Here is a 12222-nt window from a genome sequence, read left to right as displayed (position 1 = left end):
TCCCTTGGTGTCTAAATTATGGATGAAAATGGTTAAATCAATCGTCGCTTGCTCGTGAGGCACGTTTACGCTCATGTTCCTTCAGCGCTTTTTTACGCAAGCGGATTGTCTCTGGTGTGACCTCTACCAATTCATCATCATCAATAAATTCCAGCGCTTGTTCTAATGATAATTTGATAGGAGGTGTTAATAAGATATTTTCATCACTTCCTGACGCACGAATGTTGGTTAATTGTTTTTCTTTAGTCACATTAACGACGAGATCATTATCGCGGGCGTGAATGCCGACAATCATACCTTCATAGCATACGGTTTGTGGTTCAACGAACAGGCGGCCTCGTTCTTGTAAATTAAAGAGAGCAAAAGCACGCGCTGCTCCTTGGCAGTTGGCAATAAGAACGCCGTTGTTACGTTTACCAATACGACCGCGAATGGCTGAACCGTAATGATCATAAACGTGATACATTAATCCTGTTCCTGAGGTACTTGAGAGGAACTCCGTATGAAAACCAATTAATCCACGAGTTGGAATAATATAATCAAGGCGCACACGACCCTTGCCGTCAGGGAGCATATTTTGCAGTTCCCCGCGACGCTCCCCAAGTTTTTCCATAATGGTACCTTGATGAGTTTCTTCAACATCGACAGTAAGACGCTCATAGGGTTCTTGTTGCTCACCATTTTCCTCACGCAAAATAACTTCTGGCTTACAAATAGCAAGTTCATAGCCTTCGCGGCGCATATTTTCAATTAAAATCGATAAATGCAATTCACCGCGGCCGGAAACTCTAAATTTATCTGGATCTTCAGTATCTTCTACACGCAAGGCCACATTATGAAGTAATTCGGTTTGTAAACGTTCGCGAATTTTTCGACTGGTAACAAATTTACCCTCTTGACCTGCAAAAGGCGAATCATTGACCTGGAAAGTCATACTAATTGTTGGCTCGTCTACGGTTAATGGAGGTAGCGCTTCTACATGATTCGGATCACATAAGGTATCGGAAATATTAAGTTGCTCAATACCAGTGACAGCAATGATGTCTCCAGCTCTGGCTTCTTCTACTTCCACTCGCTCAAGCCCTTTAAAGCCTAGTAGTTGCAGCAAGCGGCCGCTACGTACTTGTCCCTCTTGGTCAATAATTTTCACCGCAGATTTTGCTTTAATATTACCACGCGTAATACGACCAATACCAATTGTTCCGACGTAGGAGGAATAATCAAGCGAACTAATCTGCATCTGGAAAGGACCATCAGCATCGACATCGGGGGGGGCCACTTTATCAACAATGGTTTGCATCAAAGCTGACATATCACTGGCTTCATCTTCCAGTGCCATTTTGGCATATCCATTCAACGCAGAAGCGTAAACAACAGGGAAGTCGAGTTGCTCATCTGTCGCGCCCAAGTTATCGAATAAATCAAAAACTTGATCCATTACCCAATGTGGTCTTGCGCCAGGTCTATCAATTTTGTTAATAACAACGATTGGATTTAAACCTCGGGCAAAGGCTTTTTGAGTTACGAAACGCGTTTGAGGCATCGGCCCATCCACTGCATCGACAAGTAGTAATACACAATCAACCATTGATAGGATGCGCTCAACTTCGCCACCGAAGTCTGCGTGTCCGGGAGTGTCAACGATATTAATTTGATAGCCTTGCCAATGTACGCAAGTATTTTTCGCAAGAATGGTAATGCCTCGCTCTTTCTCTAAAGCATTAGAATCCATCACACGCTCCACCTTAGGAGCTCGCTCGTTAAGAGTACCTGTTTGTTGTAGTAACTTATCAACTAAAGTAGTTTTACCATGATCGACGTGTGCGATAATGGCAATATTACGAATTTGTTCAATCATAAATGACCTATATTGGGGTGAAGCAGTGATTTAAAGCGTGAAGCAAAGCAGAGCATGTGTTCACGGATTCACCATTATACATTGATTCACGGTGAATGCCTATTACACGAGTTAGACTAAACCCATCCCTTGATTTTAGGGGAATTAAGAGATGGGTTGATTTTTATGATTTACATACTAAGAGCAGGTACCTCATATGCATCATGCACATGCTTAACAAGAGCAATTTCATCAGAATTAATTTGCATTTGGTTTTGGTAATAATGTTTTGGCTCAAATAAATCATCCAAATTTTCGGCTATCTTACAGTAAGAGTAGGCCATCAAACCACTAGAAATCATGGCAAAGGCAATACCACCAACTGGGTCAGCAGGAATCGTTGATATGGAGAGTATCAGTGACACACTGGCAATTGTACAAACTCCCAACCAAAATACAGCAGCAAGTGCATTTCCAACGCGGCTTAAAGTTTCTTTAGATGGCAAAATTTCATTGTCTTTCTCAAGTTCTTTAATTAATTCATGAGCATTTGTGTTTTCTGGGTTAGCAGCAATTGCTTCCAAACAACTTATCATTGTCTCATACTCTTCAAGCAACTGTTTTTTGTGGCTCTCACTCGTGCTGTTGGTTAATGCTAACTGATAATTTTTAAGAATTTTATCAATGTCTTCAGCAGCAGTTGCGAAAGCTTTCTCTAGTGATTCATTTACGTTATGTTTCTCGGCTTTTTTAACAAGAAGCGTTTCTTTTAATTTATTAAGCCGAACTGTTAATGTTTCGAATTCTGCGGCAAAGTTGCGTTGAAAAAATAAAGCCATTTGAAAGTCTCCCTAGTATTGATAAACGAGATTAATGCATTGCCATAGGAATACACATCAATAATGTCATCACATAAAAAACTGCTTTTTTAAATGCTTGACGCCCTTTAATCACAATGGCCATTAAAGTCAGTGCAATGATGCCCGGATAAGTCAATTCAAGAATTGGGGCTAAAAAGGCAGCTATTCCTTTGAAATCCAGAAGTGAAATGATAAAAGATAAACCAGTGGTAAACAATAATATTAGGTAAAAATTACTGTCGTTAAGTTTTAAAAGCGAGCAAAGATATCGCGCATAAAGATTGTTAAGAGCAACAGCAGTCGTTAAGCAAGAAAAAAACATGGCAATTCCCATAAACAAAGTGGCGGAATTGCCCATCGCTTGTTTGGCAATACTAGGTAACATGAGTTCTGGCTCTATGCCAGAAATCAGCAAGGAATAATGAGAGCCAAGAAAAACAAAGCCCAAATAGATGAGGGCTAATAAAGAAGCACCGAGGATACTTGGCTTAATGGCGAATAAAAGAACTTCCCGTGGAGATGCGTTGGGGAGCAACTGCTGGATTTGGCTAAAAATAAGCGCAGAAAAGAAAAATGCAGCAAATAAGTCCATCGTTTGATAACCCGTTAGAAAACCATTTTTAAAGGCTTCGTCGGCGGCAATAGAGGTCATTGAAGAGGGGGCTTTGAGAGCAGCGATTAGAATCAAAATTACCAGCGTTATTAGCAAAATAGGACTCATCCATTTTCCTAATATCTTGATCATAATTTTGTCATTCAAACAAAAAAAGAAAGTAATCATACAAAAGAAGAGGCTAAAATGAATTAATTTAATTTGCGGCAGAATATAACTAAGACTGCCATAAGCTACAGTAATGCATCGAGGTACAACCCCAAAAGACCCTAATAAAGAAAGCATAAAGAGGGGAAGTAAAATGGCTGCGAGCTTACCTGCCTCACCAAAAAAAGCATTGTAATTACCGTGATATAATTTAATGACAAAGAGTCCTGTCAGTGGTAAAAAAATTCCTGTCAATAAAAGACCTATAAAACCAACGATCCAGTTATTGCCAGCGGCTTCCCCGATTTGCAAAGGAAAAACCAGATTTCCAGAACCAAAAAACATCGCAAAAATGGCGAAGCCATAGATAAAAATGGATTTATATTGTTGCATAGCTGAATTCTCAGTTGTTTGACGGATAATTATTGGTAGCGATTTGTAGTGGGGAGTTAGATGGCCGCAACGGCCACATTGACTATGAGGACGACAACAACACGAAGACTAAGACATAGTCTTTCCATTAATTTATTGTTTTTTAAGATGTTCACTAAAAGTTTCATCAATCGTCTTTGTGCTTATTTATGTTACAAACAAATACCTTTATACACAGTCTGTGTTCTGTTTGCAAGCGCTTTAAGATTTCTTTATTGCTAATGTAGGGAGGAACGACATAGAAATCGCAAATGTCGAGGATGAAAAAATATTGTGCGGAAAGAGTTTTTGGTATCTTTCTGTTAAAAATTTTTACTTTTAGTCGAATATTGTGCTACCATTGCCGCTCAATTGTATTAGTAGCAAAAGTAGGTATTTAATGTTTTCACCAAAGCGCAAAAAGGAAAAATCTAGCCCACAAATTATACAGTCAAAATCTGAAGAGTTGAAATCGAACAAAGAAACAAAAAATAGTTCTCAAGAAGAACCACAAAAACTTTCTCGACGATCGCTCAGTACTTCTCATTTAAATCTCGATATGGGCAAGGAGAGCAAGCAAGAGGAGAGTAAGGTTTTAAAGCGGGGAATAAGTTTCCGATTTAAATCAAAGGCGGAAAGCTCACCATCTACACCTAAGGACAACTCTTTGTCCTTAAAACCGCAGTTGACAAAAGAGGCGACCTCAAAGGAAAGAAAAAGTTCCTTTTTGTTTAAACGAAAAAATAGCTTTTTATTTTCAAAGCCACAGGCTACCCAGGTAACGACAAAGGTTGGCGGGCAGGAAATTAGTTCCTTTATCGACGCAGTTAAATTAAGTTGTCCTAATAGTTGTAAAGTCAGGGGCGGCTATTTTTCCACTCTGGATGGAAACAACGAGGGGATTTTGAGGAGAGTCGCTGAGGTTGGGCAATTTGACGAAAATCTTGAGTTTTTGGAAAAATTTAATGAGTACATGGGCGGGAAACTGACAGGTGAAGAACTGTATCCTTCGTTATCAACATTAAATCTTGACGATAATGAGCATCACAAATTATTAGTTCAATGCGAAAAAAATCAGTTATTAGGTGACGAGTCTGCCAAGAAAAGTTATCAGGAAGTTGCAGAGTATATTGCCCAGTTTGTCATTAATAATTTGTATACCAAAAAGGATACTATTGAAAGGGTGCTACAGGAAAGGGCACAAATAATCTTCAACTAATTCAAGCTTCCATTCGCATTTGTTCGAGTTGAAATGTTAATATGAAGGTTGTCGAGTACTTATCTCTCATAGCGAGTACCAACAACCTTTTACTTATTAATAATCTGAATAGCATCATCCCTATCTGCAGCGAGGATTTCCATTAGATATCGATGCAGTACGGCTACTTCTGACGCTAATCCTATGAGATGCTCTTGTTCGTCAAGAACAGCGATTTCACCGGCAGAGCTTTCACCAATTGCTGCAATATAGTTAATTAATGGTTCGGTTTTGAGAACACAAAGATTGGGTTTTTTTGCTAAATTACACAGTGCTAATGGAGAGTTAGTATTGATGACTTCCATGAGCTCATTATAGCTTACCAGCCCCATAAAACGTCTCCCCTTTTCTATTACAGCAACAGCCCTTGAGTCACTTTCTGAGGCTATTTTGACTGCATCTGTGAGAGACATATCCAACGGGATGCGCGCAGGATTGTGCAGTTGTAGATCACCAAAGGTTAATTCTCTCAAGCGGCCAATATCTCTTGGCCCAAAGAGATCATTACCGCGAATATGAAATCGCCAAGTTGAGAAAGAATAGCCAAACCAATAACGAGTAAGGTGACTGGCAATGATGACTGTAATTGCGGTGGTAACCACGCCTGTTTGTAAACCTGCGGTTTCCACCATGAGTAAAACAATGGCAATTGGGGTGCCTATAATTGAAGTTGCAACGCCAGCCATTCCAGCAACAACTGCCAAATCCAATGGAATAGTTGGGCCAAAAATTGGTAGTAGTATAAAGCCATGGATAAGATAACCTAAAGCTGCGCCAAGAAATAATGATGCAGAGAATAAACCCCCGCGAAATCCAGAGCCCACACAAGCAACTGATGCAGCAATTTTGGCAAGAAGAATAATGGTCATTATTCCTAGCAAGTTGCTGCCGGCTAGAATTTCATTAATGCTATGATGACCAGGTCCCATCACTTGGGGAACTTGTATGGAAATCAATCCTAGTAGTAAGGCGCCAACGACTGGCCTGGCAACTGTCGGGACACGATTTGAGACTAAGAGCTTTTCAAACCCAGTTGTCCCACGCATGACGGCGATGCCAATGATTGCTGCAGAGATCCCTGCGAAAATGGCTAAGGGGAAATGCCAAAGTGCTGGCGGCCCTATATCGGAGGCTAGAAAAATAGGTTCATAGCCAATAAAAATATAAATGACATGACTGCTCATGGCACTTGCTAGCAAGGTTGGTAATAATGCACGCATGGCATAACCGCCTACTACAAGTTCAAGAGCATAAAAGGTTCCGGCAAGAGGAGCACCAAAAATGGCAGCAATGCCTGCTCCTGTTCCACAAGAAACAAGAATTCTTAAATCACGCCGCTCAAGTTTTAACCATTGCCCAATAAAACTCAAACTGCCTGCGCCAAGCTGAGTCATGGCGGCCTCAAAGCCAACAGAGCCTCCAATGGTGATAGAAACGATGGATAAACCAACTAAGGTTAGGCTGTCACCGAGAGACATCTTGCCACCTTCCAGGGCATTTGCTTCCACCGGGTCGACAATAGCCAGGCGGTGAAAACGACCAGCAAGTTTTAAAAGAAGCCCAAGAATCAGACCGCCTACTAAAGTGACTAATATAATTCGCCAAGCTGCAACCTCTGTTGGGCTATATAAATTAACATCAGTACCAAAAAAGAGAGTTTGCAGAAAACCAACACCCAGGCGTATTCCTGCCACTGCAGTGCCAATGACTAACCCGCCGATGGCTGCAAGCGCTAACATTCTACTGTTAGCAAAGTGTGGACGAGATGGTTTAGGTGGGTGAGCTCTTGGATGAGAAGAAATCATGCATTGACCTTCACGCTATTTATTTTTCCTTAAAATTCATAACCATGGTTTATATCACTTCTTCCTTATTGCTATGAAGCTATGAAGCAGATACTTTAATCAAGGATATACTGATGCAAAAATTAATAAAAGTAGCAATGTTAGATGTTAAGTTTCTTGCCAAGAAAAATGGGTAAAATATTTTCTATTATTGAAAGTTAAGGGATGCCATGAAAGGAAAACTCTTTACACCAAGACAAAGTATTCCTTTTCAAGAATACTTTGAAATTACGTTGATGCAAGCCAAGAGAATTGTTACAAACTCTAGAGGGAAACAATGTTATAGTGGTGCTCAGTTTGAAATAGCCCTAATTTCATTTGGCGATTTAGACGCATTAAAAAAAGAAATGGATCCGAAAGTTACAGTGGATTTTTCCAACGTTATCCTCGAATGCGATTGGCTAGCTGGTTTTGATTGGCTTGATTTATCAGTAGGTTATGGAGATAAAGATGCCATCAAGTATTTTGAGAAAAAACTTCAGGATCAGAGTTTTTATAAAGCTTATATTTTATATAAGCAAGAATGTCGGCCGGATTGTGCTTTGCAAGACCATGAACACGAAGCGAAAAAACCGAAGTTGTAGTCGCAAAATTATTAATTAATATTTAGGGTAGTGGATGATATTATGGAATAAAGCATTTTCATGCCCGTTATTCCGATAACCATGTGGTTGGTGAGCATCGAAACGAAGCCCCTCGCCACACTGCAAAGGTTGCCAAACATCGTTGATTAAAACCTCCATTTTACCACTAATGACGATGACATGCTCTATTACTCCTTGCTCGTGAGGTGTTGATAGCTGTTCACATCCCGGCAACAACTCAATGACAAACATTTCAAAACGTAGTTGTTTGTCAAAAGGAAACAAGGCTTTGATGCGAATTTGCTCCTCAACGGGTTTAAGTCCTTGCTCCGGGGCATAACGATAAATCAATTCCTGTGAGCTGAGAGTTGATTCCGCCAAAAAAGAAGAAAAAGAAACCTGAAAACCAGTGGCAATTTTCCATAAGATGGCTACTGTAGGACTTGACTCTTCTCGTTCAATTTGACCTAGCATTGCCTTGCTTACGCCGGTTTCTTGGGCCGCTTTATCGAGGCTCCAACCTCGCTGTTGACGCAAAGACCTTAAGGTTTTGGCAATATGTGCTGACATATTCTGCATGGCAACTCCCATGTGATTGTGCGTTATAGCGCACAGTGGTATAATGTGCGCTATAACGCACAATCTGATCGCCAAGCATAACACAGATTTAGCATTTATTTTTAACCTCTTCAGGGATTGTTTATGTTTAAGCACTTCACTTTTTCAACTATCACAGCGGGTTTCGTTGCAGTCATGGTGGGTTTTACTAGCACTGCAGTCATCGTTTTTCAAGCGGCAGCGGCAGCAGGTGCAACCCCTGCGGAAGTGAGCTCATGGCTATTGGCCTTAGGCATTGGGATGGGAAGTACCTGTATTGGTCTTTCTTTGTATTATCGTGTGCCTATTTTAACGGCTTGGTCAACACCTGGTGCGGCTTTATTGGTTACAAGTTTATCAGGCGTTTCTATGCCAGAGGCCATTGGGGCGTTTATTTTTTCAGGCCTCTTAATTTTTTTATCTGGGATAACAGGCTGGTTTGAAAAGGCGCTTACTTATATCCCACGAGCACTAACCTCTGCCATGCTTGCAGGTATCCTATTGCATTTTGGGATGAATGTTTTTGTCGCGATGCAGGAGCAATTTTTGCTGGTGTGCGTGATGCTGGTTGCTTATCTACTCGGCAAGCGTTTATTTCCTCGTTACGTTATCCTTTGGGTTCTTGTATTAGGTGCATTGATTGCTGAAAGTAAAGGTCTATTTCATTTTGAAAATTTTCATTTTGCCTTATCAACACCTGTACTAACGATACCACAATTTTCTTGGTCGGTTTTAATCAGTATTGGTATCCCGCTGTTTGTAGTGACAATGACTTCGCAAAATATTCCCGGTATTGCTGTGCTTCATGCTTCGGGTTATAGACCACCGATATCACCTTTGATTAGTTGGACTGGGCTTACTACGTTACTATTGGCGCCCTGGGGTGGATATGCATTTAATCTGGCCGCCATCTCTGCAGCAATTTGTGCAGGACCGGAGGCTCATTCGTTGCCGGAGAAGCGTTATCTTGCGGCAGTATATGCTGGTGTTTTTTATATAATTACCGGTCTTTGCGGTGCAACGGTAGTGGCTTTATTTTCTGCCTTTCCGAAAGAATTAATTTTAGCCATAGCCGGATTGGCATTATTAGGCCCTATTGCGAATAGTTTAAAAGCAGCGATTGATGATGAACCGCAACGTGAGGCAGCATTGATTACGTTTCTGGTCTCAGCTTCTGGAATTTCTCTTTATGGTATAGGAGCGGCATTTTGGGGGTTGGTGTCTGGTGTACTATCATTAGTTTTATTGAATTATCGTAAATATCGCCCAGAAAATGCTTAAATTTATAAGAAAGCAACACCCAAGTTTTTCTCTAAAGAAGGCACAATCGCCAACCCATTACAATTTGTATCGTCACCTACAAGAACAGGGTTGGCATTGCAGCCGTTTCGAGTGGCAGGCGGATTTTAGTAATAAGAATTTGCAATTTGATTTGGCTGCTGCTCAATGTTTGGAGTATAAACATTTGTTAGCTCAGTTGGTTAATAAATATTGTCCGCAGGTAATGCCATTAACCTATTGCATTAATGACATGAATTGGACGGTAGTTTTAGGGCAGATTGCCGATGAATATTACCGTGAAGCAGGATATTATCAAGATCAAGTGGCTAACCTGGTTTGGATTTTAAAGCCAGCTTTACTTAATAACGGCAAAGAAATTAAGATTTTTCAAACGCTCTCTGCATTGGAAGCCCATTTTCTTAATACAGCAAGATTAGGGGGAGAGCATGTTTTACAACAATACATTACTGAACCTCATCTATTGAGGCCGCCCAAAGGGCATAAATACAGCATTCGCATGTTCATCGTTCTTACTAATTATGCAGGGGCTTATCTTTACCCAAAAGGGTACTTTAATGTTGCACTACATCCTTTTCAAGCAGGGCAATTTGCTGATTTGCGCTCTCATTTAACCAATGAGCATTTACATGATCCCGAAATCAATGTAGTGCAAATACCGTCGTGGCGCTTTGATTTTTTTTATTCATTTTACCCGCAGATTAAACAAATCATATCATTGACAATAAAAGGTTTAGAACAACAATATCCTCAAGCGTTTTGCTGTGACAAGGAGCGTACCTTGGCAGTATTTGGATTTGATTTTATGGTAGATAATACGCAACGTCTTTGGTTGCTGGAAGCTAATCATGGACCATGCTTTCCCATTAGTGATGAACATCCTTTACAAAAACATTTGTACTATGATTTTTGGCAAGCTTTTATAAAATGCTTTGTTGCTCCTATTGCCAGTCAAAAGCAGGAAGCTTGTGATGAACACTTATTCGAACCCATCCAATAACTTATTATCGACAAAAATCCTTGCAAAGTGGACGGTGGTATTGGTTTTATTAATTTTCAACGTGTTAAAATCTCATTTTGGTATGCAGTTTGCTAAACTAACAGTAAAGCAAAAGAATGGAATTGGGGGATAACATGAAGCAATTGATTTTGCATCCCACCGAGATCAGTCAATGGCATGCGCTGGTTAATGAGGCTCAAGCATCGACTCGCTTAGTCCTTGATGAAAATACAGAAAGTTATCTGGTTTTTTTATTGATGCGTTTTTCACAAGGGCCAAGGTTGATTGAATCCGTTCTCGCTCTGGATTTTCTTGAATCTATGAATAATCCTCGTCGGCAAGTGGAATTATTAAAGGACGTAGGTGACAAAAGTTTGCTATTTTGTGGCCTTTTCCCAGGAATTGCTAAAAAAAGACATGTAAGTTTGGACTATTTCGTTGATATTGGACAAGCGGCATATCTCACTGTAGGAGAGCTGCATGAACGGCAAACGGCGGATTTATATTTTCAGTTAAGTGCACAATTTCTTTCTTTGCAGCAAATATTACGGGCCATGCGCGGTGAATTTTTAGACGCTTCCTCCTGGAATGATCTAGTGTTGTCTAAGTTTGGTTCATCGTTGCAATGAGCGAGTGAAAGTTTTAATTTTTGCCGTTTCATCCGGAGGTAACATTAGATATTTCTCTCCAATGATAGTCTTTAGCCATTGATAAGCCGGATGCTTTTTAGAAGTTACTAAAGACAGATGCATTTTATTGCCGCGGTTTTCCATATAAGTGGGGTGATAACCAATTTTGGCAATTGTGGTAGTTCCATCACTCTGCTTTTCCAGATACAAGGAAAGTAAGCCACTACTGCGATTTTTAAGACTCCCCTGATTAGAAATGAAGTTACCTAAAGAGTAAGCGACGAATACCTTTTTACCGGTGTCTGTTGTTAACCAGGCAAAGGGTTGGATGCAATGTGGATGCGAACCTAAAATTGCTAAAGCACCTGCCTGTGCGAATTCCTTTGCCAATTGTTGTTGTTCTTTATTCGGTTTGGTTTGAAATTCTATTCCCCAGTGAGGTGTGACGATAACCGCATTATGATTTTGAGCAAGCTCACTGATTAAAGCAAGTATTTGTTTTTTATCACGATAGCATTGCAGTACCTGCCTGTGTTTGTCTGCAATACCATTGGTATCTTGAGTACAGGCTAACCAGGCAATAGTAACACCATTGCTCTTGGTTTCGGCAAACCAGGAGTCTTCACTGTTTTGCCGTCGTGTACCGGTGAAGGCGATTGCATTTTCATTTAAGACGGCGATGGTTTTGTCAATGCCGACACTCCAACGATCGAGTGTATGGTTATTCGCGGTGGAAACCACATCAAACCCCGATAATTTGAGTGACCTAATTAAGGATGGGGGGTAGTTAAACATAGGAAAAGAAGTATAGGCGTATTTGGGATTAGTGATTTCATTCCCGTGCATATCCAGCATTTCGGCGACAGGACCTTCCAAATTTCCATAAGTAATATCAGCATTTATCAATTGAGGTATCGCTGCAAGCCAAAGCGAACTGAACCCTTTTGCCATTCCCTTTTGTTGAAGATTTTTGTGAAGGAGGATATCGCCAACGGCAATCACATGAACGCCGACGGCAAATAAGGGAGAAACAATGCAAAAACTAAACAAAAAGAATAGTTTGGGCATGAGCGCCTTCAATTATTGGCGAAGAGATAGTTTTTTATACAAATGCTATGCCAAATATTGTGTTTGAAAATGCTT

General features: G+C 40.4%; 11 protein-coding genes. 5 read left to right on the top strand and 6 right to left on the bottom strand.

What is annotated here, in order from left to right; translation table 11 throughout:
• Positions 1-37: 37 nt before the first annotated feature.
• From typA to Lbru_RS15265, 3 genes are all read right to left on the bottom strand, one after another.
• Complete coding sequence (gene typA, locus Lbru_RS15275; protein ID WP_058442987.1) at positions 38-1858, bottom strand: translational GTPase TypA; 1821 nt, start codon at positions 1856-1858, stop codon at positions 38-40.
• 170 nt (positions 1859-2028) lie between these two features.
• Positions 2029-2676: a hypothetical protein gene (locus tag Lbru_RS15270; protein WP_058442986.1), complete on the bottom strand. Its 648-nt coding sequence runs from the start codon at positions 2674-2676 to the stop codon at positions 2029-2031.
• Between the two features lie 31 nt (positions 2677-2707).
• Positions 2708-3850: a branched-chain amino acid transport system II carrier protein gene (locus Lbru_RS15265; protein WP_058442985.1), complete on the bottom strand. Its 1143-nt coding sequence runs from the start codon at positions 3848-3850 to the stop codon at positions 2708-2710.
• A 418-nt stretch (positions 3851-4268) separates the two neighbouring features.
• On the opposite strand from Lbru_RS15265, the gene Lbru_RS15260 reads away from it, so the two are divergent.
• Positions 4269-5087 carry a hypothetical protein gene (locus tag Lbru_RS15260; protein ID WP_058442984.1) on the top strand — a complete coding sequence of 273 codons (819 nt, stop codon included), beginning with the start codon at positions 4269-4271 and terminating at the stop codon, positions 5085-5087.
• 89 nt (positions 5088-5176) lie between these two features.
• Here the strand turns inward: Lbru_RS15260 and Lbru_RS15255 are convergent, their stop codons facing one another.
• Entirely contained in the window at positions 5177-6931 is a 1755-nt protein-coding gene (locus Lbru_RS15255; RefSeq protein WP_058442983.1) for a chloride channel protein, read from the bottom strand.
• Between the two features lie 209 nt (positions 6932-7140).
• Here Lbru_RS15255 and Lbru_RS15250 point away from each other — a divergent pair, with 209 nt between their 5' ends.
• Complete coding sequence (locus Lbru_RS15250) at positions 7141-7554, top strand: hypothetical protein (RefSeq protein WP_058442982.1); 414 nt, start codon at positions 7141-7143, stop codon at positions 7552-7554.
• Between the two features lie 15 nt (positions 7555-7569).
• On the opposite strand, the gene Lbru_RS15245 is transcribed toward Lbru_RS15250, so the two are convergent.
• Positions 7570-8133: a helix-turn-helix domain-containing protein gene (locus Lbru_RS15245; protein WP_058442981.1), complete on the bottom strand. Its 564-nt coding sequence runs from the start codon at positions 8131-8133 to the stop codon at positions 7570-7572.
• A gap of 123 nt (positions 8134-8256) precedes the next feature.
• On the opposite strand from Lbru_RS15245, the gene Lbru_RS15240 reads away from it, so the two are divergent.
• The 3 genes from Lbru_RS15240 (at position 8257) to Lbru_RS15230 (ending at position 11079) form a co-directional block, all read left to right on the top strand.
• Positions 8257-9432, top strand: coding sequence for a benzoate/H(+) symporter BenE family transporter (locus Lbru_RS15240; RefSeq protein ID WP_058442980.1), 1176 nt, complete (start codon positions 8257-8259; stop codon positions 9430-9432).
• Positions 9425-10450, top strand: coding sequence for an ATP-grasp domain-containing protein (locus Lbru_RS15235; protein WP_058442979.1), 1026 nt, complete (start codon positions 9425-9427; stop codon positions 10448-10450). Before Lbru_RS15240 ends, Lbru_RS15235 begins: the two co-directional genes overlap by 8 nt.
• 134 nt (positions 10451-10584) lie before the next feature.
• Positions 10585-11079 carry a hypothetical protein gene (locus tag Lbru_RS15230; RefSeq protein ID WP_058442978.1) on the top strand — a complete coding sequence of 165 codons (495 nt, stop codon included), beginning with the start codon at positions 10585-10587 and terminating at the stop codon, positions 11077-11079.
• Here Lbru_RS15230 and Lbru_RS15225 read toward each other — a convergent pair.
• Positions 11065-12147 carry a CapA family protein gene (locus tag Lbru_RS15225; RefSeq protein ID WP_058442977.1) on the bottom strand — a complete coding sequence of 361 codons (1083 nt, stop codon included), beginning with the start codon at positions 12145-12147 and terminating at the stop codon, positions 11065-11067. The two genes, Lbru_RS15230 and Lbru_RS15225, sit on opposite strands and share 15 nt — an antisense overlap.
• Between the last annotated feature and the right edge of the window lie 75 nt (positions 12148-12222).

This window comes from Legionella brunensis (assembly GCF_001467025.1).
Lineage (GTDB): Bacteria > Pseudomonadota > Gammaproteobacteria > Legionellales > Legionellaceae > Tatlockia > Tatlockia brunensis.
This window is presented reverse-complemented; position numbering and strand designations above follow the sequence as displayed.